The following is a 21,408-nucleotide window of genomic DNA, read 5'->3' as shown; positions in this document are numbered from 1 at the left end:
AGCTTTATCCCGCAACTTTCAGAACAATCTTGCCAATATGGCCAGAGCTTTCCATCCGGGCATGGGCCGCCGCCGCATCAGCCAGATCAAACTCACTATCCATGACAGGGGCAACTTTTCCCGCCTCGAGCAAAGGCCAGACCGCTTCGTGCAGATCCGAAGCGATTTTTGCCTTGGCCAGATCGCTTTGCGGGCGCAGGGTACTGCCAGTCAAGGTCAGGCGTTTGACCATCATAAGCGCAAAATTCAGCTCGACCACGGGCCCCTGAAGGAAGGCTATCTGCACCAGCCGCCCATCCTCGGCCAGCGCCTTGACGTTGCGTGGGATATAGTCGCCGCCCACCATGTCCAGTATCAGGTTCGCCCCGCCCTCGGCCCGCATCGCGGCTACGAAATCCGCGTCACGGTAGTTGATCGCCTGTTCGGCACCCAGCTTTTCACAGGCCTCACATTTTTCAGCCGAGCCTGCAGTGGCAAAAACCCGCGCTCCAAAGGCGTTCGCCAGCTGAATCGCCGTTGTGCCGATACCACTGGAACCACCATGCACCAGAAACCGCTCACCGGCCTTTAGGCTGCCGCGCATAAAGACGTTGGACCAGACGGTAAAGAAGGTCTCGGGCAGGCAGGCGGCTTCTTTTAGGCCCATCCCCGCTGGCACCGGCAAACAATGCGCCGCAGGTGTGGCCACATATTCGGCATAGCCGCCGCCCGGCAGCAAGGCACAGACCTGATCGCCAACGGATAGGTCTTCGACCCCCGCCCCGATGGCCACGACCTCACCCGCGGCCTCAAGACCCGGCAGATCACTGGCACCCGGAGGTGGATTATAGGCACCGGCGCGCTGCAGAGCGTCCGGGCGGTTCACCCCCGCATAGGCGACTTTGAGGATCACTTGACCGGCCAAAGCTTGGGGCATCGGGCGTTCTGTCAGTTGCAGAACATCCGGACCGCCGGGTTCGGTGATTTCAACGGCGCGCATCATCTGAGTCATGGGTAGATCTCCTTTGGCCAATGCCTAGCAGGCTGAAACGTCAAGGCCCAGTAGCAAGAGGACTACTTGCGCGGTGTCAGGAATCCGGGAAGCGTGCCGTGGGTTTTAGCCGGAGCCTTAACCTGCCCGGCCAACCAATTCGGAACAGCAAGAAACGGTCTGAACAGAGGATTGTCCCTCACCTGCCCCTTAAGCTTTTCGAACTGCATGACATTGTCGATACGACGGTCCAGAAACTCCCACGTTTTCTGATTCCCGGGCGAATCGTCCCCCAACCAGAACAACAGGGTCGAGGAATAGACCCCCGACAATGTCGCCCGCTTGGTGTACCAGTTCACGTCGTCCGACGTGTCTCCCAACGTGTCCCAGATCAGATCACAGGTTTGCCATACTGCCCTTGCGCCATCAGCCGCGTGGCTTGGCAGCGAAAACATGGTCATACCCCGGCGCACGAGTTCCTTATCCGGCACGGCCTGCAGCCGGAAGCGGACGGCAGCAGCGATCCGGTCACGGAATTTGATATCGCCCAAATCCTCAGTTTTAAGGCGATCTGCCATCACTGCGTCCCCGCGCGCATGAAATGTCAACGCCAGGTCAACGGCACCACGCGGACAAATCGCACGCACCAGAACGTCATCCATTCCACATTCTTCAATCGCCGCGCGAAAGCTGGTTTCCGACCAGCCATCGAAGGGAACATGTGTCAGCATCGCATCCAAAAGCTGCTGCTTGGCGTCTTCATAGGTGGTGGTCATGGCGGTTCTCCGGTTATCAGGACCAGTACTAGACAAGATAGAGGTGCTTTGCTATACGGCCAATTCCTGCAATTTCCTTGCAACTCTATCTAGAAAGGTGGTGACAACCACATGCAGGTTAGTGTTCGCGACAATAACGTCGATCAGGCGCTTCGTGCCCTGAAGAAAAAGCTGCAGCGCGAAGGCGTGTTCCGCGAAATGAAGCTTAAGCAACATTTCGAGAAACCGTCCGAGAAAAAAGCGCGCGAGAAAGCTGAAGCGATCCGCCGTGCCCGTAAACTGGCACGTAAGAAAGCACAGCGCGAAGGTTTGCTCTAAGCACCTTCCTCGTCCAGTTTTGGATGACACTATTTGACGACCCCCGAGGCATCGCCCGGGGGTTTGTCGTTTTCAGGGTGACGTTGCGCGCTTTTTCGCGACTGGCTGACGCAACCCCGCGTCAATGCGCGATAAATCGCGAACTCAGATTCAACTTCCGGTGGCGATCTGCCCACCAACCCCGAGCGGCACGATTGTGTCTTCTCGTCGCCAAGTTCTCGCCACTAATGTCCCGCCAAAATAACGCAATCTATTGGAGGCAGAATCATGTCAACGGCCAGCGATCTAGAGCGGCAGATGCTCGCATTGATCAATGCAGAGCGGGCAAAGGCGGGCTTACAACCGGTCAAGCTTGAGCTTCGGCTGAACGCAGCGGCGGAAGATCACAGCGAGTGGATGCTGAACGTCGATAAGTTCAGCCATACCGGCGCCGGAGGTTCGCGACCATCGGACAGAATGGAAGATGCGGGCTTCGAATTCTCCGGAAGCTGGCGTGCGACTGAAAACATCGCATGGCAGAGTGTCCGCGGTGCGCCGGGGCTGTCGGATGACGTTCAGGATCTGCACAACAGCCTGATGAACAGTTCCGGCCATCGCGCGAATATTCTGGACGCCAACGTGACCGTTATCGGAATTGGGATTGAGGTCGGAAACTATGACGGCTGGAACGCCATCATGGTGACCCAGAACTTTGCACGGACCTCTGCGCCTTTGCAGCTTGATACCAGCAGTTCGGGTGGTTCCGGTGGTTCCACACCTCCACCGCCCTCGGGGCAGTTGGACGTCAGGGCTGGCAAGATCGGCACTGCTGCGGATGACTGGTTCGTTTTGAAATCCGGACAGTCTGGCCTTTTGGATGGGCGCGGCGGTGATGATATCCTGGTTGGTGGCGGCGGCCGAGATAAGCTGCTTGGCCGCTCCGGCGACGACACCCTGAACGGCGAAGGCGGAAATGACACTCTGGTTGGCGGAGCTGATAATGACGACCTGAATGGGGGTGATGGCAAAGACCTTCTGAAAGGCGGCTATGGCATTGACCAGCTGGACGGCGGCGCCGGAAACGATGTGCTTAAAGGCGGGCAGGACAACGACATTCTTATCGGTGGCGCTGGCAACGATAAATTGCTTGGTGGCAATGGAGCAGATGTCATGACCGGTGGCACCGGAGTGGATCAATTCTACTTCACCAAGGGCGCGGATACTGTGACGGATTTCACCGACGAGGATATCGTCAACCTCCGGCAGGCCAAGTCTATCGTTGGGTATAACGATCTGATGAAGAACCACATTTCGCAATCCGGAAATGACGTCATCATCGATGCCGGTAACGGCCACACCCTGACACTAGAAGATACCTTGTTATCGGACCTGGCCAGAGACGACTTTGTGTTCTGAAGGCCGGACAAGCGAAAACTAAAGCCACGCCCCCGGAATCCGGGGGCGTTTTTCGTGATCAGTAAATCTTGGGCACGTACAGCTCGTCCGGCAAAACACGCCGTTCGTATTCCGGATTATATTTGCGATCCGGGAGATCAACTTTTTCCTGCGGTACATCCGTATAGGGGATCTTGGTCAGAAGATGCTCAATACAGTTCAGGCGCTCACGCTTTTTGTCGTTGCCTTCGACGATGTACCAGGGCGCCTCTCGGATGTTGGTACGGAACAGCATGTCCTCTTTGGCTTTGGTATAGGCCTCCCAGCGGATACGGGATTCCAGATCCATTGGGGACAGTTTCCACTGTTTCATAGGATCGTGAATCCGCATAAGGAATCGCAGCTGCTGTTCCTCATCCGTGATCGAGAACCAGTATTTCAGCAAGATGATCCCGGATCGAACCAACATCCGTTCGAATTCGGGAACGTCCTGAAAGAACTGATCAACCTGATCTTTGCTGGCAAACCCCATCACCCTTTCGACCCCGGCACGGTTATACCAGGACCGATCGAACAGAACGATCTCACCGGCGGCGGGCAGATGCGGGACGTAACGCTGGAAATACCACTGGCTCTGCTCACGACGACTGGGCGCCGGCAGAGCAACCACCCGGGCAACACGCGGATTCAGGCGCTGCGTAATCCGCTTAATCACCCCACCCTTGCCAGCACTGTCCCGGCCTTCAAACAGGATACAGACCTTGGCACCGGTATGTTGCACCCAGTCCTGCACCTTGATCAGTTCAGCCTGAAGTCGCAGCAAGTTACGGAAATAGACCTTGCGATCCAGCATGTCGGGATGCTGATCCTTGTAGATCTTCCGCACTTCCACCGACAGCATGGGCTCGCTGAATTCGATCTCAAAATCTTCGTCCAGCGCGTCTTCCAACTCGGCTTCGAGCCAGTCTTTTGGTGCATGGTTAAATTCGTCGGTCAAGGTCTGCTCCTTATCAATTAACGGGTCAGGACCCTATCAGGCGCGTGTAACCGCCTGATGTCATCACAGAGGTAGATGAAAGCCTTTTTCTAAGCTTATCTGCCGGGGTCAGCAAGATCACTGCCCCAGGAATTCGGAAACTTGGCATTTCCGCTCGGCTGGATCATTCAATCGCCAGAGCCACCCCTACTTCAGCTTGTATGAAGCCTGTTAACATGACTTGCCAGCCCGAGTGTTCTGAGGGCATCAAAGCACAGGTCATTTCAGAGAGGGGCCGTGGCGCATTTCATATCTGTTCTGCCGGTTGTTTGGCCCTGGTTTATCCTGATCGCCGCGCAGATATGCGCTGTTTCAGGGAAATGGTCTTTGGGGTTCGTTCTGCTGACCTGTTTTGGCCTGATTGCTCTGACCTTGGGTCTGGTCACGCCCTTTGCCGCAGCTATTGCGTCAGCAGGTCTTACCGGAGCGTTGATGCTACGCGGTTTGAACGGTGCGTTTTCCTTTGTTGGACATATCGCCTTGATCCTGTGGTGCCTGGCCATGGGCGCACATCTGGTTCCGGGCTTTCATAACCTACTGGTACTGGACCGGGTTCATGCCGGTCCGGGCAGCACCGATTTCACGATGTACCTGAACCTGGACAAGCCTCTGATCCTGTTCGCCGTCCTTCTGGCCTGGCCACGCATGAATGATGGAGTAGCGTATATACGCAAATCGCCGCTGGCGGTCGGGCTGGTCGCATTGCCGGCCCTGTTTCTACTGGGCCTCTCAGTTGGTGCCATCCGGCCAGAGTTCACCCTTCCCCATTGGTGGATGATCTTTGCACTTTCCAACCTGTTTCTGACCTGCCTCACGGAAGAGGCCTTTTTCCGTGGCTATCTGCAATCAGCACTTTCCGAACGCCTGGGGGCTGCTGCGGGGATTGCTGCGACCAGCCTGCTTTTCGGGCTTGCACATTTTGCAGGTGGACCTGCATTGGTTGTCTTTGCAGCCCTTCTTGGCGCGGCATGTGGCCTGGGATATTACGCGACAGGACGGCTTTGGGTTCCGGTTCTGATGCATTTCGCCTTTAACGCGGCGCATCTGGTGATTTTCACCTATCCCGGCCCAGCCTAGGTTAAACCGGCAACGCCGTCGTCTTGAACACAGTCCGAAGCGCGAATGAACTTTGCATCTGCGCCACGCCTGGAAGTCGAGACAGATATTGGCGATGGATGCGGGCGAAATCCTCGGTGTTTTCGGCAACGACCTTCAGGATGTAATCCGCAGTTCCTGCCATCAGGTGGCATTCCAAAACATCCGGGATCCGCGCAACAGCTTTTTCGAAGGCCTCCAGTACTTCCTCGGCCTGGCCCTGCAAGGTGATCTCGACAAACACCGTTGTTGGCACATTCATCTTGCGCGCGTCCAACAAGGCAACGTAGTTGCGGATATAGCCATCGGCCTCAAGCCTCTGTACCCGCCTGTGGCAGGCCGAAGGCGACAAATTCACCTGCTCGGACAATTCAGCATTCGACATACGACCATTCCGCTGCAAGGCAGCCAAAATCTTTCTATCTGTCGTATCAAGGCTCATCCACGCAATTCCTTTGCGGGTTTTACCCATTGTAGCGAAGATTTTCCCGAAGAAAAGCCGGAATGCGGGCAGAGTTTCACAGAAATTGCACCCGAAACCGCCCATTATTTAGGCAGTTTAGGAACGGAGAGACCTAATGAAAATCGGTTGCCCCAAAGAAATCAAGCCGCAGGAATTCCGTGTCGGCATGACGCCCAACGCCGCACAAGAGGCGGTGTCTCGTGGCCATGACGTGATAATCGAAAACGGAGCTGGCATTGGCGCCGGGTTTGACAACGATGATTACGTCGCCGCAGGTGCCCGCATCGTGGACAGTGCAGAAGAAGTTTTTGCCACCGCAGAGATGATTGTCAAAGTCAAAGAACCCCAGGCGGGCGAACGCAAGATGCTGCGTGAAGGGCAGCTTTTGTTCACCTACCTGCATCTGGCCCCGGATCCGGATCAGACCCATGACCTGCTGGAATCGGGCTGTACGGCTATCGCCTATGAGACAGTGACCGATGCAAATGGAGGTCTGCCCCTGCTTGCACCCATGTCCGAGGTTGCGGGCCGTCTGGCACCACAGGTCGGATCCTGGACGCTGCAAAAGGCGAATGGCGGCCGCGGAGTGCTGATGGGTGGCGTCCCCGGCGTTGGTCCAGCAAAAGTTGTGGTTATCGGTGGGGGCGTCGTCGGTACCCATGCCGCCAAGATCGCTGCAGGTATGGGCGCGGATGTGACGGTACTGGACCGGTCTCTGCCCCGGCTGCGTTATCTGGACGACGTGTTCGGCGGTCAGTTCAAGAACCAGTATTCAACTGCAGGTGCGACCGCGGAGCTGATCCAGACAGCCGACATGGTGATTGGCGCTGTGCTGATCCCGGGTGCGGCAGCGCCGAAACTGGTGACGCGCGCGCAGCTGTCCACGATGAAACCCGGCGCGGTTCTGGTAGATGTTGCCATCGATCAGGGCGGCTGTTTTGAAACCTCAAAGGCCACAACCCATGCGGACCCGATCTATGAAGTTGACGGCGTCATGCATTACTGCGTGGCCAACATGCCCGGAGCGGTTGCAAGAACATCAACAATAGCACTGGGCAACGCCACAATGCCGTTCATGCTGGCGCTGGCGGATAAAGGATGGAAACAGGCCTGTCAGGATGATCCGCACCTGCTGGCTGGCTTGAACGTTCACGCCGGCCAACTCACCTATTATGCGGTTGGCAAAGCGCTTGGGATTGACGTGGTATCCCCCAACGTCGTCATCAAATCCTGACGAAAGCCTCCAGCCCCTGAAGCGCCCTCTCCCGAGGGCGTTTGCAGCGTTGGGCATAGCGCCGCCTTTTCGAAGCGGCGTGACCTGTTCACAGCGTTGAACGGGGCACCAAAAACAACGACGCCGCGCGATTAGCGCGGCGCCGGGCCCAACCGGAGGAGGGTATTTCAATGCCCGAGCGACGGGCGGGAGCATCATCCCTGTTTCTGGATCTCGACCGAATGCGGGTATGGAATCGAAACGCCTTTTGCATCAAACGCTTCTTTGACTGCTTTGGTCATTTCAAATTTGACATCCCAATAATCGACAGCGGCACACCACAAGCGCGCCGTCAGATCGACCGAGCTGTCCCCCAGATTTGTGACCCGCACCCAGGGCTCGGGATCGCCGTGGATGCGCCCATCAGCCATTGCGAGGTCCAGAATGATTTTCATCGCCTCATCCGCGCTATCGCCATAGTCGATACCAAACACCAAATCTACACGACGCGTCTCGTGTGCCGAGTAGTTGGTGATAACTGACCCCCAAGCCTGGCCATTGGGTACAATGATCTGCACATTGTCGGGGGTCACGAGTTCGGTCGTGAACAGATTCAGATCTTTGACAGTTCCGGCTGTTCCGCCGATGTCGACATATTGGCCAAGCTTATACGGCCGGAAGACAACCAACATCACGCCTGCCGCCAGATCACTAAGTGTACCCTGCAGCGCCAGGCCTATGGCCAGCGAAGCAGCGCCCAAAATGGCAACGATACTGGTTGCTTCGATCCCGAAGATGCCCAGAACAGCCACAATTACCATGGCCAGAATGGCCCATTTGATCATGCTGGCGGCAAAATTGCCCAGCGTCGGATCAATATGGGGCGTTTTGTTGATACGGCGGCGAACAACCCCAGCGATCATACCTGCCGCAATCCAGCCCAATATCAGAACAATCAGAGCCTTGCCCGCACTCATCAAGATTGGCACATAGCCGTTTGCCATATCCATGGCTTGATTTGCCATTTCCATCGTCTGCTCCAATTCGGGTTTCCTTCTGCTTTCAGATCGTTAATTGAATCCCACCTATCTGGTGGGCTCCTCTTCTGCCGTAACTGCAGGAGTCACTTTTTCAGTGCGTCGCGGATTTCCATCAGGATGTCCAGCTCGCTTGGTCCGGCTGGCGCTTCTTCTTCCGCCGGTGCTTCCTCTTCTGCCGCCTCTTTGACCCGGTTCACCATTTTGACCAGCATGAAAACCACCCAGGCGATGATCAGAAAGTTGATGATCGCCATGATGAACGCACCATATGCAAAAACAGAAGCACCGGTTTCCCGCGCCGCTTCCAGGCTCGCCCCTTCGGCGACATCACCGGCCAGAACGGAGTAGTTGTTGGTGAAATCAACCCCACCCGTAAACAGGCCAATCAATGGATTGATCAGATCGCCAACAAGCGACGTAACAATTGCGGTAAATGCGGCTCCAATGATGATACCCACCGCCATATCCATGACATTGCCCTTGGCAATGAATGTCTTGAACTCCTGGAACATAACTTCCCTCTTTCCCTGTTGTCATTTTCATGCGCCTAAACGCACGGCAACTGTGCGCTAATTGCACTATAAAATGTATGTTTTTATGGGAAATCGTGACTATTTTTCCCCAATCGGCTTATTCAGGAGACCCCATGACACATTTTGCGTCTTATTCCATTACAGACAAATGGCCTGCCAAAGACCCTTCGGTCATTCAGCTCTATTCTTATCCGACGCCTAATGGCGTCAAAGCCTCGATCATGCTTGAGGAAACCGGCCTGCCCTACGAGGCGCATCTGGTCACGCTTGCGGATGCGGATGTCAAAAGCTCCGAGTTCCTGTCGCTGAACCCCAACAACAAAATCCCTGCAATCATTGACCCGAATGGTCCTGATGGACATCCCCTGGGCCTGTTCGAAAGCGGTGCGATCCTGTTGTACCTGGCCGAGAAGTCAGGGAAATTCATGGGCCAGACACAAAGCGACGGACATCGCATTACCCAATGGCTCATGTTCCAGATGGGTGGAATTGGTCCCATGCTTGGGCAACTTGGCTTTTTCCACAAATTCGCCGGGAAAGAGATCGAAGATCCGCGCCCCCGTGAGCGCTATCTCAACGAGGCAAAGCGGCTGTTGAATGTCGTGAACAATCAACTTGATGGCCAGGAATGGATCGCCGGGGATTACTCGATCGCCGACATTGCAATCGTCCCCTGGCTGCGCGGGTTGGATTTTTATGGTGCCCGAGACATTGTTGGCTGGGATGAGTACTCAAATCTCCAATCTTATCTTGATCGGTTTCTTGCGCGTCCCGCCGTTCAGCGCGGGCTGCAGATTCCTTCCCCAGGTTAACACGTGTGGGGTGAGGCAATACCTCACCCCATCCATTTAGCTTGGAAGCTTACCCGTCAAAACATACCGCAGCACATCCACCACCTGCGAGGGATGTTCAGCAACAGCCAGGGCAGCTGCATCAACCTCTTTCAACGCGTGCTGATGATCTGGCCCGTGAACTACGATGATCGACTTGCCCAAAGCCGCCGCATATCCCGCGTCAAAGGCTGCGTTCCATTGCTTGTATTGATCGCCAAAGCGGACGACCACGACATCCGCGTCTGAAATGCCCTTGCGGGTTCGGATCGCATTGACCATCGCACCCTTGTGGTCATGCCAATACTTGTTTGGCTCGGACCCCAAAATTGCAACGCCACAATCGTCGCTGGCTTCGTGAACCGTGACAGGGCTGTTGAACGAAATGTCCAACCCTTTCGCCCCGTCAATGATCTGCTCGCGCCAGTCGGTGTGTATCTCTCCGGACAGGTAGACGTTCAGGCCCATTGATTTCTCCTTTGATTTTATTGGCGACCCTAAAGACAAAATGGACCTGACCCAAGGGGGGGCTCAGAAAGCCAGCCGCCAAAACACCGGCTGCCCGTTGGGAACTGCCTTACGGGCCGCGCTGCGCTGCTTGCTTCCCAGAAACCCCGGCATCTCGGATGTTGGCTCGAACCCGAAACTGCGGGGCAAACGGGTATAGATCGACCGAGGCGGCAACCGTCCCCAGGTGATCCCTTTCAGCTGCGCGCCCGGTTCTGGCTGGTGCATCCAGACTTCGCGAATGGCGAATTCGTCGCGCAGCAGCACCAACACTGCCAACATCATGACCTCGGCCCATATTGTCGCGTATTTCTGCTGCAGCGCCTGCTCGTATTCACGCGTCAAACGCAACTCACGCGACCGGGGCGCCCGGCATTGCAGTCGACGCCGGGCATGGCCGACAAAGCGCAACCAGTCGGACTGAATTTCTTCAATCAGACAATAGCCACTTGTTAAATCTATATCCAAGCGGCACCAGGCCAGAGTCGGACGGCCATGCGTGCGTACCGGGTGCCAACAGCTTTGGAACGCACCCACCGCCGCGCGCTGTTCGAATTTCCACAACAGCTCGGCATGCTCGGTCGGGAAGCCCAACTGCACCACAAGGTTATGCGCTTTGCGCGTGGTTTGTTCATCAGACCAGCGCTCAAAGCTCAGGCAGAAATCCAGCCATTCGGACTGATAGACCGCTTCTAAACCATGGAACGCCGCAGGGCTTAGCCCCTTCAGACGCACGGCGCGATCCGCATGGGCCACAGCCAGCACATCGTGCCGCCGCAAAACCCCGCCGCACCGCGCGATCATGGGTTTCAGCAAAGGACGCGCCAGCAGACGGGACAGCCCCGATTGCTTTAGATCCGAAACCGACATTTCGGCCTCCATCGACTGGCACAGCAACCAGGGGCTTTGCCGGTCGGTATAATAGTAGAATGGCATCTCTTCCGGCAGAATCTGCCGGATCATCGAGATGTCTTGGCGTTTCATGACAACTCTCCAACGGGAAACAGGCCCGCCGGTCAGTTGGCGGGCAATCAGGGTTTGGGCATTGCTTTTGCGAGGCTGGGATCTGGCATTGGGCCGACTCCGGATTGTGATTGCATCAGGGGGCTGGACTTACGGCCAGGGGGTGATTCCACTCAACCCCTGGATTTTCAGGACGCAGGGACGTTGCAGCACGGCAACACTGGCGTCTGAGAAACGAGAAAAGCGCGCCAATTGGCGCGCTTTGCATTTGGATTACGGTCGCGTTAGCCGCGCAGAACGCCGCCTGTTGCCTTGGAAACCTTGGCGATGATCTTCTCGGCCACCGCTTCGATGTCTTTTTCTTTCAGGGTCACATCTGTTGGCTGCAGCCGAACAGTGATGGCCAGAGATTTCTTGCCCTCACCCAGGCTGCCGCCAATGAATTCATCAAAGACGCGCACATCCTCGATCAGCGCCTTGTCGGCCCCGGCAGCGGCATTCACCAGCGTCAGTGCCTCGACGCCTTCATCGACGACAAAAGCAAAGTCACGCTCGACCGCCTGCAGATCGCGCAGCTCCAGCGCCGCGCGGGTCGCCCCGGATTTACGCGGAAGAGGCACCTCATCCGGCCAGATAGTGAAAGCCACCGCCGGGCCCTTGATGTCCATCGCCTGCAACACACGCGGATGCAACTCGCCGAAAACGCCCAGTACCTTTTTCGGACCCAGACAAATTTTGCCGTGCCGGCCCGGATGCCACCAGGCATCGCCCTCGCGTAGGATCTGAACCTTGGCGGGTGCGCCGATGGCGGCCAAAACGGCCTCGGCATCTGCCTTGGCGTCGAACACATCCGCCGGGCGTGTGGCGCTATGCACATCCTTGGGGCCGTCGCGACCGACTAGCAGGCCGGTAATCTGGATTTTCTGATCGCCTGGCTCGCCGTCGTGAAAAACTGGGCCAACTTCAAACAGCGCCACATCCGTATAGCCGCGCGCCTGATTGCGGGCCGCCGCTTGCAACAGCCCCGGCAGCAGATCGGGGCGCATATGGCTCATCTCGGACGAAATCGGGTTTTCCAGTTGCGTCGCTTCATCGCCACCGCCAAACAGCGCCGCGGAAGTCTGATCAATGAATGTATAGCTGACGCATTCGTTATAACCCAATGCGGCACAGGTGCGGCGCGCCATCGACTGGCGGCGCTGAGTGGGAGTCATAACCGGTTTCGGAATGCCATCAGTGACCCTCGGCAGCGGCTTGCCCTGAAGCTTGGTCAGGGAGGCAATTCGTGCGACCTCTTCCACCAGATCAGCCTCGCCCATGACATCGGGGCGCCAGCTGGGGACATGGGCCATCTCGCCTTCAAGGCGGAAACCCAGACGGGTCAGGGTCTGGCGCTGCTCGCTTTCGGGAATGACCATCCCGACCAGCGATTGCACCCGGGCCGAGTCCAACTTGTAGGATCGCGCATGGTTTGGTGCTTTGCCTGCCTCAACTACTTTAGAGACCTCGCCACCGCAGATATCCAGGATCATCTGCGTTGCATGTTCCAATCCTTCCAGCGTGTATTCCGGGTCGACGCCGCGCTCGAATCGGTACCGCGCATCCGAGTTGATTTTCAACGCCCGGCCTGTCAGTGCAATTTGCACATGATCCCAGAACGCGCTTTCGAGGAAGACGTTCACGGTATCCTCGGTACAGCCGGTTTCTTCGCCGCCCATGATCCCTGCAATGGATTCCGGGCCGTTGTCGTCCGAAATCACCATCATGCCCGGTTGCAGCGTGTATTCCTTTTCGTCCAACGCCACCAGCTTTTCGCCGCCCTTGGCCCTATGTACGCGCAGGTTGCCCTGAACCTTGTCCGCATCAAAGACATGCAGCGGACGGTTTTGGTCGAAGGTCATATAGTTGGTGATATCCACCAAGGCCGAGATCGGACGCAGGCCGATCGCCTTCAACTGATCCTGCAGCCACTGCGGGCTGGGGCCGTTCTTGACATCTTTGATCAGACGTCCGGTGAAATGCGGTGCTCCGTCCAGCGTGTCATCATCAATCGTCACCTTGATCGGGCTGACGAAATCGCCCGGCACCGGCACATAGTCGCGCTCTTTCAGCGTGCCGACCCCGCGTGCCGCCAGATCGCGCGCGATCCCGGCGACGCCCAACGCATCGGGGCGGTTCGGGGTGATCGCAATCTCGATCATCGGATCGACCTTTGCGGGATCATTCTCGGCCAGCCAGTCAACGAACTGATCGCCGACCTCACCCGAGGGCAGCTCGATGATGCCGTCATGCTCTTCCGACAGCTCCAGCTCGCGCTCCGAGGCCATCATGCCAAAGCTCTCGACACCGCGGATCTTGCCGACGCTGATGGTGATGTCCAGGCCCGGAATATACATGCCCGGTTTGCATACCACGACAGTGATACCTTCGCGCGCATTGGGCGCGCCGCAGATGATCTGCAGATCTCCCTCATCCGTCGCAACCGTACAGACCCGCAGCTTGTCGGCATCAGGGTGCTGTTCGGCATGGGTCACTTTTCCCAGCGTAAAGCCCGCCAATCGGTCCGCCGGATTGACGATCTCTTCGACTTCGAGCCCCAGATCGGTCAGCGTTTCGGCGATCTCATCGACCGACGCGTCAGTGTCCAGGTGATCCTTGAGCCAGGAAAGGGTGAATTTCATCGGTCGTATTCCGCATAATCTTGGGTCAGCCCGCGTGTAACGGATATTCAGACAAGGGGAAAGAGGCCGTGTGCCACATGATCACCTACTGTTCGGCAACTGTGTTGGCGACGCTATCCGATCCGGCAAACACCGCCAAAATCCGCGCGATGCTTTCGCCCGTATTCGCCCCCACATGCGGGGATCGGAACGCTTCGACAAAGGCATCACCGGTTTTGTAGGTCTTTGTCCCCGCCGCGCCGTAATCGACAGTGATTTCCCCTTCCAGCACATAGGCCATCAGCGGAGCATTATGCCGGTGACTACCGGTCACCTGACCCGGCTGCATGGTGATGATGGCCATGGTGATCTGCGGCATGCCGTCCGGGTATTCCAGTGGCTCTCCGATCACGGACTTGTCCGTTTGCACCAACACATCAACAGGCGGATAGGCGTCGCGCGCCAGGGCAGAGGTTGCGGTCAGGATCGCGGCGGTCACCAGCAGGGGTTTCATCGGGCAAGGCTCCTTGGTCAGATGGCCTGCGCAAATGACCTCGGATGCAAAGGGCTGTCAAACCGGTCAGGGATAGACTGGTGTTCGTCCGGCCAGCTCATCCAACTGCCAGCCGATCCAGCCATGCGGGATGAAATGCCCGCCCGGATGCGTGTCCAACGTAACCTGCCCCTGCGCGCAATCGGTCCACTCCACGCGGCTCAGGGTCAGGAAGGGTTTCACGCTCCAATCACCAAGCGGCGTCGCGCCATTGCAGTCGAGTTTCAGCCGCCACAGCGCCACCGGATAGGTCGTGTCCCCGCCCGGACCCACGGGGAAATCCATCACCGTGTCGTCCAGCCCATGCACATGGCGCACCTGACGCGGGGCCTGCGGGCAATCTTCGGTCTGGCGAATGCTGCCAGCCACAGCCAGCAGGGCCGCAATGTCATTGCCGGATTGGCAGACATAGCGCCACGCCATCGCGCCGCCATAGGAATAGCCCGAGACATAGATGCGATCCGGGTCGATGGGATAGCGCGCCGCCACATCCTCTAGCACGCGATCGGCAAAGGGGACGTCATCAGTGTCAGACGTCCAGAAATCCCAGCTTTTGCCGCGCCCGTTCGGGGCCACCAGCAGCACGCCGCGCAGTTTGGTGGCCCCTGCGATCCTTTCGTGGTTGACCACCACATCCCCCTGCCGCGCCCATCCGTGGAAGTGCAGCAATACCGGCAGAGGGCTTTTGCCGTCCCAGCCGTCAGGCTCCAGCACATGGTATGAGCGGTCGCCCAGTGGGCAGGCCGTGTCACCATGGCAGCCATTTGCTGCAACTTTGAGCGGGAGAAGGAAAAACAGGCAGGTCAGAATCCGGAACATAACTCGGAGCCTACCCGGCCAGCGCACGAAGTCACGTCACAACCCCGTGGGAGGCTGAAACAAGCCGCGCTATCGCCAGACCGTGGGGTGGCGATCCTTGGGCTGTGGAGGGCAGTTTATCTTAGCCAAATCCGTGCGCTGTTCGAGCGTTGCGCTAGCTGAGACAAATCGCCAGCCCGTGCGGGCGGTCTGGCGATGGCGCGGCGGCCTATCGGCCTTTGCTCCGCACCAGTTTTTTGCAATTCAAAGCCTGAACTAGACAGAGGAGACTACTTCGATTTTTTGTTTTGCGTATTCATCAATGAGTTTTTTACTCATATCTTTTTGCCTTTGCGCCTCTTTCATTTGGTTCATTTTATTTGAAAAAATCGAAAAAGACGCCCAAAGGCCGGGCAGTAGAACAAGCCCTACAATTGGTAATGCCCACGCAAAAACCGATCCGAAGAAACGGATAGCCAAATATTGAAGAAAGTTTCCCGCAACAATTATTCCAACCATCCACAAAAAGGGAGCATTGGCTACACGGCGGCGCCACCATTCGATGTATCGAGCCAGATATACGCCTAGTGGATACACCTACCGGCTCAAACCACCATGCAGGTTCGGCATATCCAGCGCCGCAAAGCCGTAGTGGCGCAGCCACCGAAGATCGCTATCAAAGAACGCCCGCAAATCCGGAATGCCGTATTTCAGCATCGCCAGACGGTCGATGCCGATACCAAAGGCAAAGCCCTGATAGACGTCCGGATCAATCCCACCGGCGGCGATCACCTTGGGGTGAACCATGCCCGAGCCCAGAATCTCCATCCAGTCGTCGCCCTCGCCGATCTTCAGCTGGCCGTTATCCCAGGAACAGCGGATATCGACCTCTGCCGACGGTTCGGTAAAGGGGAAGTGCGAGGCGCGGAAACGAAGTTCGACATCGTCGACTTCGAAGAACGCTTTCACGAACTCTTCCAGAACCCATTTCAGGTTCGCCATCGAGATGTCTTTGTCGATGGCCAGCCCTTCGACCTGATGGAACATCGGCGTGTGGGTCTGATCATAATCAGCGCGATAAACGCCGCCCGGACAAATGATGCGGATCGGCGCGCCCTGCAGCTCCATCGAGCGGATCTGGACCGGCGAAGTATGGGTGCGCAGCACATGCGGCGGGCGCTCGTCGCCCTCGGCACGGTGCATATAGAACGTGTCCATCTCGGCCCGCGCGGGGTGGTGGCCGGGGATGTTTAGCGCGTCGAAATTGTGCCAATCGGTCTCAATCCGCGGCCCTTCGGCCACCGAGAATCCCAGTTCGGCAAAGATCGCGGTCAGCTCCTCGGTCGCCTGGCTGACCGGGTGGATCGAGCCTTGGCGGCGCGCGCGCGTCGGCAGGGTAACGTCCAGCCATTCGGTGCGCAGACGTTCATCCAGCGCGGCATCGGCAAGACCGGCTTTCTTGGCGGCCAGCGCCGAGTTGATCTCATCCTTCAGGGCGTTCAGCGCGGGGCCTGCGACCTGACGTTCCTCGGGGGTCATCTTGCCCAGCTCGCGCATCTTCAGCGCGACCTCGCCCTTTTTGCCCACGGCGGCGACGCGGATCGCCTCAAGCGCGTTCTCATCGCCCGCCTCGGCGATCTGCCCCAGATATTTTGCCTTAAGATCGTCCATGACGCCCTCTGAATTTGGTCGCCAACCTGCTATCGGCCCCGCCCCGCGAATGCAAGCGGGACGCGGTGGGTCAATAGCTGTATTCGGGATAAATTCGAGTCAGATCGCCGTTCCAGTCGCCATTGTAGTGTTCCAGCAACTCATCCGCTGGAACCTTGCCGGTATCGAGACTTTCCTTCAGCGCATTCAGGAAATGCGTCTCATCGGGAACCAGACCACCTGCGCCGGGATAGGCCCGGGCCTTGAGACCACTTTCCGAGATCGCAACCACTTCGCGGGCAAGATCATGCATGTTGATGTCGCCAACCTGCGCCTGCAGGCCATTGACGGCCGCCTGAACGCGCAGTTCCTCGCGCGTTTCGGCATCCCAGCCCTTGACCAGATCCCAGGCCGCATCCAGCGCGCCCTGATCATAGGTCAGGCCAACCCAGAAGGCAGGCAGCGCACACAGACGCCGCCAAGGGCCACCATCCGCGCCGCGCATCTCCATGAATTTCTTGATCCGCGCCTCGGGGAAGGCGGTGGTCAGGTGATCGGCCCAATCAGACAGGGTAGGTGTTTCACCAGGCAGCGCGGGCAGTTTGCCCTGCAGGAAATCGCGGAAGGACATGCCCAGCGCGTTGATATACTGGCCATCGCGATAGACAAAGTACATCGGCACATCCAACGCGTATTGCACGTAGCGCTCGAACCCAAAGCCTTCTTCGAACACAAAGGGCAACATACCGGTGCGTGCATCGTCCAGATGCCGCCAGATATGGCTGCGCCAGCTTTTCTGGCCGTTGGGCTTACCCTCAAAAAATGGCGAGTTGGCAAACAGCGCAGTCGCCACAGGCTGCAAAGCCAGCGCCACGCGCAGTTTCTGCACCATGTCTGCCTCGGACCCAAAGTCGATATTGACCTGAACCGTGCAAGTGCGCCGCATCATGGCGCGGCCCATGGAGCCTACTTTTTCCATGTAATCGTTCATCAGCCGATAACGGCCTTTGGGCATCAGAGGCATCTGCTCATGGGTCCAGATCGGGGCCGCGCCCAGACCGATAAAGCCCACGCCGATTTCATCAGCGATATCCTTAACCTCGCGCAGGTGGGTGTTCACCTCGTCGCAGGTCTCGTGGATCGTCTCCAACGGCGCACCAGACAGCTCTAGTGCACCGCCCGGTTCAAGGCTGACATTGGCGCCGTCTTTTTCCAGACCGATCAGGTGGCCCGCTTCGCGCACCTCGGCCCAGCCGTGCCGGTCGCGCAGCCCTTCAAGCACCGCCACAATCGACCGCGTGCCTTCGAATGGCAGCGGTTTCAGTGAGTCTTTACAATAGCCGAACTTTTCATGTTCGGTTCCGATACGCCAATCGGCTTTGGGCTTGCAGCCCGCTTCCAGATATTCGGCAAGTTGCTCGTGGCGTTCGATCGGTCCGCCGCCGGACTGGGGGATGGACATGAACCGTGCTCCGATCCTGATGTGTCTGTCTTGTTGGTCAGTCGTGGTCGCAAACGAGGGCGGTGTCAATGCAACCGCATATGCGCAGGGCGCATCGACTGACGCTCCCAAATTACTACGGGATGTACGGCCCCACCGTTCAATTCCGACAACATATGTTCTGTTTTCAACCCCGGCAGCGCCGAGAACACGTCAAACAGCGCTTCGGCCCCTTCGGCATTCACAGGAATGTGAAGCGTCGGCTGGCCAGGCTGTTCCAACACCCAATGCGCCGGATTCGAGGATGGATCCAACGCCAACCGTTCGATTTCCCGCGTCGCTACCATGCCACCGTCCAGCGGGCCAAAATAGGATATCTGGCCTTCGTCGATGGTCACAACTCCGGGGCCACCGACGCCGGTGCGAAACCTGGCGCGCTGAACCCCGATCACGGCCAGTGCAAGCGACACCGCCACCAAAACCCAGCCCAACCAGCCCAGCAACCCACCCGGGCCGCTGATCCAGCTGAGGCCAACCAACAGAATGACACCGGCAACCAGCACTTCGCGCCAGCGCCACAGGGCCAGTTTCGCTTCGGGTCGGATGAAACTCATGCGGTATCCTCTGGGTTTATGAACAGGATGAGCGAGTACTGCCCCGCGGATTGAAAACCGATACCGATATAAGCACGCGCAGCGGAATCGGAAGCCGCAAACAAAACCGCGCGTTTCGCACCTGTACGGCGCGCCTCCTCCAGATGCAGCGCGACGGCCAGACGCGCATATCCACGGCCGCGCATTTCACGAGGTGTAAAGACCCCACCAATCTGCACGACTTCTTGCAAGCGCGCGTTAAAACCAGTCATGGCGACAGGCTGATCGTCGACCAGCAACACACGATGAGAATCACGTGCGGTATAGGCGTCGCAATCCAAGCCAGCCTGTTTTTGCGCTCGTGACGAATTGAATTCCATTGCTTCGATCAGGTAGTCAGACCGCCACCTTTCGACGATTTCACGATCAAACGCACCCAAAGGCACCAATTCTGCGCTTGTAGCATCCGGAATAGTAAGCTGTTCCAAATCCAGCGTGAAACCCGGTTCATCGCTGTTCAGCGTTGCCGGCCGATCCTCCCACCCCGCAAGACGCATGATCCGGCGGGCCTGTGTTGCCTCAGCCGCCATTCCAAACAAGGCACGCCCCCGGATCAGATCAATCGCAGCGGCCAGTTCTTCATCTGTGCAATCGGGACATTGCGGTAAAACCATGCCCTCATTCGTGATGGAGAACGCCGCACGGGGATCGTCGCCCAACACCCAGATATTAACGGCACGTCGGTCCGTGCCCCGCAATCCAAAATCACGCAGATTGGCCAAGGGGAACATCGACGTCTGAATGTGGCGCATTAGAAACTGGTCGATCTTCGGTACATCCGCCTCCTGCGCGAGACGCCAAATCATGACCAGTCCCCCAACGCCTGCTGCCACATGGTCAGAGCCGCAACGGCTGCAGTATCCGCGCGCAGGATACGCGGGCCAAGACTGACGACATGGGCATAGGGTAAGGCGGTCAGCCGGGCACGTTCACGTTGGGAAAAGCCGCCCTCGGGTCCGATAAGGATCGCCCATGGCAACCCCTTTTCATGCGCCGCCAGGCGCAGGGCCGAGCCGACCTCGGCCTCGTTACAAAACATCAGTTGACGCCCCTCGGGCCAGCCATCCAGAACTCGGTCCAGCCGCTGCAGATCGGCGACCTCGGGCACGAATGTACCGCCGCATTGCTCGGCGGCCTCGACCGCATGGGCTTGCAAGCGGTCCTGGCGGATACGTTCGGAATTGGTGAATTCTGTCTGCACCGGCATGATCCGCGCCGCACCCATTTCCGCCGCCTTTTCAACGATGAAATCGGTGCGTGCCTTTTTGATCGGGGCGAACAGGAACCACAGGTCAGGTGGCCGTTGCAGCGGTTTGGTCTGTTCGACACAGGTCAGTACACCGCAACGCTTTCCCGCTTCGGCCACTTCGGCCTGCCATTCTCCGTCCTGTCCGTTAAACAAGGCAACCTGCCCCCCCACAGCCAGGCGCATGACACCGAACAGGTAATGTGCCTGCTCGCGCGTCAATTCTACCGATTGCCCCGGACCCAAAGGGTGCTCTACATACAGTCTGATCTTTGCACTCATGAGACCTTACATATGCAAGGCAATGCGCCAACACCAGACGGTCAGGTCGCTGATGCGGTCAGCGGCAACTGGGTCGACACCTATGCGCCGGAATTCTCGCGCCCTTACCTGCGGCTGAGCCGGGCTGATCGGCCTATCGGCACATGGCTGCTGCTGATCCCCTGCTGGTGGGGACTGACGCTGGCCATCCTCAGCGACGGCACCCCGCGGTGGGAGGACCTCTGGATCGCCATCGGTTGTGCCATCGGTGCCTTTTTGATGCGCGGCGCGGGCTGCACTTGGAATGACATTTCGGACCGCGACTTTGATGCAAAAGTGGAACGGACCCGGTCGCGCCCGATCCCTTCTGGGCAGGTCAGTGTTCGGCAGGCCGCGATCTGGATGGTGCTGCAATGCCTGCTGGCATTGTTAGTTCTGCTGAGCTTCAACCAAGCCGCCATCGCCATGGGCGTGCTGTCCCTGTTGCCCGTCGCTGTCTACCCCTTCGCCAAAAGGTTCACCTGGTGGCCACAGGTATTTCTGGGACTGGCTTTCAACTGGGGCATCCTGCTGACCTGGGCCGCGCATACCGGAACGGTGGGCGGCCCGGCTATCACTCTGTACCTGGCCGGCATCGCCTGGACGCTGTTCTACGACACGATCTATGCGCATCAGGACGCCGAGGATGACGAGTTGATCGGTATCAAATCCACCGCCCGCCTGTTCGGGACAAATACTGCGCATTGGTTAAAGTATTTCCTGGTCGCCACTGTATCCCTAATGGCGCTGGCCATTATAGACGCCATGACGCGGCAGGCCCCAATTACAGCCATGTTCGTTGCACTTGCCGGACCTTGGGCGATGGGATGGCATATGACGTGGCAACTGCGTGGGCTGGACACTGAAGACAACGCCAAATTGCTGCAGCTTTTCCGGGCCAACCGGGATACCGGCCTTATTCCGCTGATCTTCCTTTGCATTGCTGGGTTGCTCTGATTGCACCTCGGCGCGGGCCTCTGTAAGAGTCC

At 57.9% G+C, this 21,408-nt stretch carries 23 protein-coding genes; 6 read left to right on the top strand and 17 right to left on the bottom strand.

The window, feature by feature from the left end; genetic code table 11:
* Window positions 1-4: 4 nt before the first annotated feature.
* Both AC2FIZ_RS08010 and AC2FIZ_RS08005 read right to left on the bottom strand, forming a co-directional pair.
* Window positions 5-991, bottom strand: a complete 987-nt coding sequence (locus tag AC2FIZ_RS08010; protein ID WP_271948536.1) for an NAD(P)H-quinone oxidoreductase — start codon at window positions 989-991, stop codon at window positions 5-7.
* Window positions 992-1,053: 62 nt separating this feature from the next.
* Window positions 1,054-1,746, bottom strand: coding sequence for a COQ9 family protein (locus AC2FIZ_RS08005; RefSeq protein WP_271948538.1), 693 nt, complete (start codon window positions 1,744-1,746; stop codon window positions 1,054-1,056).
* A gap of 111 nt (window positions 1,747-1,857) precedes the next feature.
* Here AC2FIZ_RS08005 and rpsU point away from each other — a divergent pair, with 111 nt between their 5' ends.
* Both rpsU and AC2FIZ_RS07995 read left to right on the top strand, forming a co-directional pair.
* Window positions 1,858-2,064: a 30S ribosomal protein S21 gene (gene rpsU, locus AC2FIZ_RS08000; RefSeq protein WP_005614280.1), complete on the top strand. Its 207-nt coding sequence runs from the start codon at window positions 1,858-1,860 to the stop codon at window positions 2,062-2,064.
* A gap of 267 nt (window positions 2,065-2,331) precedes the next feature.
* Window positions 2,332-3,459 (top strand): CAP domain-containing protein, encoded by a 1,128-nt coding sequence (locus tag AC2FIZ_RS07995; RefSeq protein WP_496790865.1) that lies wholly within the window; start codon window positions 2,332-2,334, stop codon window positions 3,457-3,459.
* Between the two features lie 58 nt (window positions 3,460-3,517).
* On the opposite strand, the gene ppk2 is transcribed toward AC2FIZ_RS07995, so the two are convergent.
* The gene (gene ppk2, locus AC2FIZ_RS07990) at window positions 3,518-4,435 is read right to left on the bottom strand and encodes a polyphosphate kinase 2 (RefSeq protein WP_496689073.1); all 918 of its coding nucleotides are present in this window, start codon (window positions 4,433-4,435) and stop codon (window positions 3,518-3,520) included.
* Window positions 4,436-4,711: 276 nt separating this feature from the next.
* Here ppk2 and AC2FIZ_RS07985 point away from each other — a divergent pair, with 276 nt between their 5' ends.
* Window positions 4,712-5,551, top strand: coding sequence for a CPBP family intramembrane glutamic endopeptidase (locus AC2FIZ_RS07985; RefSeq protein WP_496693538.1), 840 nt, complete (start codon window positions 4,712-4,714; stop codon window positions 5,549-5,551).
* A 1-nt stretch (window position 5,552) separates the two neighbouring features.
* On the opposite strand, the gene AC2FIZ_RS07980 is transcribed toward AC2FIZ_RS07985, so the two are convergent.
* A complete protein-coding gene (locus tag AC2FIZ_RS07980) occupies window positions 5,553-6,011 on the bottom strand; it encodes an Lrp/AsnC family transcriptional regulator (protein ID WP_142635322.1) in 459 nt (152 codons plus the stop codon).
* A gap of 136 nt (window positions 6,012-6,147) precedes the next feature.
* Between AC2FIZ_RS07980 and ald the strand changes: the two genes are divergently transcribed.
* Window positions 6,148-7,266: an alanine dehydrogenase gene (gene ald / locus AC2FIZ_RS07975; RefSeq protein WP_271948547.1), complete on the top strand. Its 1,119-nt coding sequence runs from the start codon at window positions 6,148-6,150 to the stop codon at window positions 7,264-7,266.
* 194 nt (window positions 7,267-7,460) lie between these two features.
* On the opposite strand, the gene AC2FIZ_RS07970 is transcribed toward ald, so the two are convergent.
* Window positions 7,461-8,270, bottom strand: coding sequence for a mechanosensitive ion channel family protein (locus AC2FIZ_RS07970; protein ID WP_281995264.1), 810 nt, complete (start codon window positions 8,268-8,270; stop codon window positions 7,461-7,463).
* Window positions 8,271-8,368: 98 nt separating this feature from the next.
* Window positions 8,369-8,797 (bottom strand): large conductance mechanosensitive channel protein MscL, encoded by a 429-nt coding sequence (gene mscL / locus AC2FIZ_RS07965; protein ID WP_142635318.1) that lies wholly within the window; start codon window positions 8,795-8,797, stop codon window positions 8,369-8,371.
* A gap of 134 nt (window positions 8,798-8,931) precedes the next feature.
* Between mscL and AC2FIZ_RS07960 the strand changes: the two genes are divergently transcribed.
* Window positions 8,932-9,630, top strand: a complete 699-nt coding sequence (locus tag AC2FIZ_RS07960) for a glutathione S-transferase family protein (protein WP_281972595.1) — start codon at window positions 8,932-8,934, stop codon at window positions 9,628-9,630.
* Window positions 9,631-9,666: 36 nt separating this feature from the next.
* Here AC2FIZ_RS07960 and AC2FIZ_RS07955 read toward each other — a convergent pair whose 3' ends face one another.
* The 11 genes from AC2FIZ_RS07955 to AC2FIZ_RS07905 all read right to left on the bottom strand — a co-directional run bounded on the left by AC2FIZ_RS07955 (window position 9,667) and on the right by AC2FIZ_RS07905 (window position 20,401).
* Window positions 9,667-10,116 carry a YtoQ family protein gene (locus AC2FIZ_RS07955; RefSeq protein ID WP_271948554.1) on the bottom strand — a complete coding sequence of 150 codons (450 nt, stop codon included), beginning with the start codon at window positions 10,114-10,116 and terminating at the stop codon, window positions 9,667-9,669.
* A gap of 63 nt (window positions 10,117-10,179) precedes the next feature.
* Window positions 10,180-11,139: a hypothetical protein gene (locus AC2FIZ_RS07950; RefSeq protein ID WP_496790864.1), complete on the bottom strand. Its 960-nt coding sequence runs from the start codon at window positions 11,137-11,139 to the stop codon at window positions 10,180-10,182.
* Between the two features lie 263 nt (window positions 11,140-11,402).
* Window positions 11,403-13,799 carry a phenylalanine--tRNA ligase subunit beta gene (gene pheT, locus AC2FIZ_RS07945; protein ID WP_281995265.1) on the bottom strand — a complete coding sequence of 799 codons (2,397 nt, stop codon included), beginning with the start codon at window positions 13,797-13,799 and terminating at the stop codon, window positions 11,403-11,405.
* Window positions 13,800-13,884: 85 nt separating this feature from the next.
* A complete protein-coding gene (locus tag AC2FIZ_RS07940; RefSeq protein ID WP_281995266.1) occupies window positions 13,885-14,292 on the bottom strand; it encodes a cupin domain-containing protein in 408 nt (135 codons plus the stop codon).
* A gap of 66 nt (window positions 14,293-14,358) precedes the next feature.
* Entirely contained in the window at window positions 14,359-15,150 is a 792-nt protein-coding gene (locus AC2FIZ_RS07935) for a CE1 family esterase (protein ID WP_496790863.1), read from the bottom strand.
* 255 nt (window positions 15,151-15,405) lie between these two features.
* Window positions 15,406-15,648 (bottom strand): hypothetical protein, encoded by a 243-nt coding sequence (locus AC2FIZ_RS07930; RefSeq protein WP_271948563.1) that lies wholly within the window; start codon window positions 15,646-15,648, stop codon window positions 15,406-15,408.
* A gap of 78 nt (window positions 15,649-15,726) precedes the next feature.
* A complete protein-coding gene (pheS, locus tag AC2FIZ_RS07925; RefSeq protein WP_281995269.1) occupies window positions 15,727-16,800 on the bottom strand; it encodes a phenylalanine--tRNA ligase subunit alpha in 1,074 nt (357 codons plus the stop codon).
* Between the two features lie 70 nt (window positions 16,801-16,870).
* A complete protein-coding gene (locus tag AC2FIZ_RS07920) occupies window positions 16,871-18,241 on the bottom strand; it encodes a glutamate--cysteine ligase (RefSeq protein WP_281995270.1) in 1,371 nt (456 codons plus the stop codon).
* Between the two features lie 65 nt (window positions 18,242-18,306).
* Complete coding sequence (locus AC2FIZ_RS07915) at window positions 18,307-18,834, bottom strand: hypothetical protein (RefSeq protein ID WP_281972603.1); 528 nt, start codon at window positions 18,832-18,834, stop codon at window positions 18,307-18,309.
* Window positions 18,831-19,679, bottom strand: coding sequence for a GNAT family N-acetyltransferase (locus AC2FIZ_RS07910; RefSeq protein ID WP_281972604.1), 849 nt, complete (start codon window positions 19,677-19,679; stop codon window positions 18,831-18,833). Before AC2FIZ_RS07910 ends, AC2FIZ_RS07915 begins: the two co-directional genes overlap by 4 nt.
* On the bottom strand, window positions 19,676-20,401 hold the full coding sequence (locus AC2FIZ_RS07905; RefSeq protein ID WP_496790861.1) for a 16S rRNA (uracil(1498)-N(3))-methyltransferase: 726 nt from the start codon (window positions 20,399-20,401) through the stop codon (window positions 19,676-19,678). Before AC2FIZ_RS07905 ends, AC2FIZ_RS07910 begins: the two co-directional genes overlap by 4 nt.
* A gap of 12 nt (window positions 20,402-20,413) precedes the next feature.
* Between AC2FIZ_RS07905 and ubiA the strand changes: the two genes are divergently transcribed.
* Window positions 20,414-21,376: a 4-hydroxybenzoate octaprenyltransferase gene (gene ubiA, locus AC2FIZ_RS07900; protein WP_142635293.1), complete on the top strand. Its 963-nt coding sequence runs from the start codon at window positions 20,414-20,416 to the stop codon at window positions 21,374-21,376.
* Window positions 21,377-21,408: the final 32 nt, after the last annotated feature.

Source organism: Ruegeria sp. CDSB022 (assembly GCF_059611145.1).
The sequence above is the reverse complement of the archived record's forward strand: the minus strand, read 5'-3'. Positions and strand labels throughout refer to the sequence as shown.

Excerpts from the sequence above, each read along its gene's own strand:
- AC2FIZ_RS07960 (WP_281972595.1), top strand. The coding sequence starts at position 8,932 with ATGACACATTTTGCGTCTTATTCCATTACAGACAAATGGCCTGCCAAA.
- pheS (WP_281995269.1), bottom strand. The coding sequence starts at position 16,800 with ATGGACGATCTTAAGGCAAAATATCTGGGGCAGATCGCCGAGGCGGGC.
- AC2FIZ_RS07910 (WP_281972604.1), bottom strand. The coding sequence starts at position 19,679 with ATGATTTGGCGTCTCGCGCAGGAGGCGGATGTACCGAAGATCGACCAG.
- AC2FIZ_RS07940 (WP_281995266.1), bottom strand. The coding sequence starts at position 14,292 with ATGAAACCCCTGCTGGTGACCGCCGCGATCCTGACCGCAACCTCTGCC.
- AC2FIZ_RS07970 (WP_281995264.1), bottom strand. The coding sequence starts at position 8,270 with ATGGCAAATCAAGCCATGGATATGGCAAACGGCTATGTGCCAATCTTG.
- ald (WP_271948547.1), top strand. The coding sequence starts at position 6,148 with ATGAAAATCGGTTGCCCCAAAGAAATCAAGCCGCAGGAATTCCGTGTC.
- AC2FIZ_RS07905 (WP_496790861.1), bottom strand. The coding sequence starts at position 20,401 with ATGAGTGCAAAGATCAGACTGTATGTAGAGCACCCTTTGGGTCCGGGG.
- mscL (WP_142635318.1), bottom strand. The coding sequence starts at position 8,797 with ATGTTCCAGGAGTTCAAGACATTCATTGCCAAGGGCAATGTCATGGAT.
- rpsU (WP_005614280.1), top strand. The coding sequence starts at position 1,858 with ATGCAGGTTAGTGTTCGCGACAATAACGTCGATCAGGCGCTTCGTGCC.
- AC2FIZ_RS07915 (WP_281972603.1), bottom strand. The coding sequence starts at position 18,834 with ATGAGTTTCATCCGACCCGAAGCGAAACTGGCCCTGTGGCGCTGGCGC.
- AC2FIZ_RS07950 (WP_496790864.1), bottom strand. The coding sequence starts at position 11,139 with ATGAAACGCCAAGACATCTCGATGATCCGGCAGATTCTGCCGGAAGAG.
- AC2FIZ_RS07920 (WP_281995270.1), bottom strand. The coding sequence starts at position 18,241 with ATGTCCATCCCCCAGTCCGGCGGCGGACCGATCGAACGCCACGAGCAA.
- AC2FIZ_RS07955 (WP_271948554.1), bottom strand. The coding sequence starts at position 10,116 with ATGGGCCTGAACGTCTACCTGTCCGGAGAGATACACACCGACTGGCGC.
- AC2FIZ_RS08010 (WP_271948536.1), bottom strand. The coding sequence starts at position 991 with ATGACTCAGATGATGCGCGCCGTTGAAATCACCGAACCCGGCGGTCCG.
- AC2FIZ_RS07980 (WP_142635322.1), bottom strand. The coding sequence starts at position 6,011 with ATGAGCCTTGATACGACAGATAGAAAGATTTTGGCTGCCTTGCAGCGG.
- AC2FIZ_RS07995 (WP_496790865.1), top strand. The coding sequence starts at position 2,332 with ATGTCAACGGCCAGCGATCTAGAGCGGCAGATGCTCGCATTGATCAAT.
- pheT (WP_281995265.1), bottom strand. The coding sequence starts at position 13,799 with ATGAAATTCACCCTTTCCTGGCTCAAGGATCACCTGGACACTGACGCG.
- AC2FIZ_RS07935 (WP_496790863.1), bottom strand. The coding sequence starts at position 15,150 with ATGTTCCGGATTCTGACCTGCCTGTTTTTCCTTCTCCCGCTCAAAGTT.
- ubiA (WP_142635293.1), top strand. The coding sequence starts at position 20,414 with ATGCAAGGCAATGCGCCAACACCAGACGGTCAGGTCGCTGATGCGGTC.
- AC2FIZ_RS07930 (WP_271948563.1), bottom strand. The coding sequence starts at position 15,648 with ATGGTTGGAATAATTGTTGCGGGAAACTTTCTTCAATATTTGGCTATC.
- AC2FIZ_RS08005 (WP_271948538.1), bottom strand. The coding sequence starts at position 1,746 with ATGACCACCACCTATGAAGACGCCAAGCAGCAGCTTTTGGATGCGATG.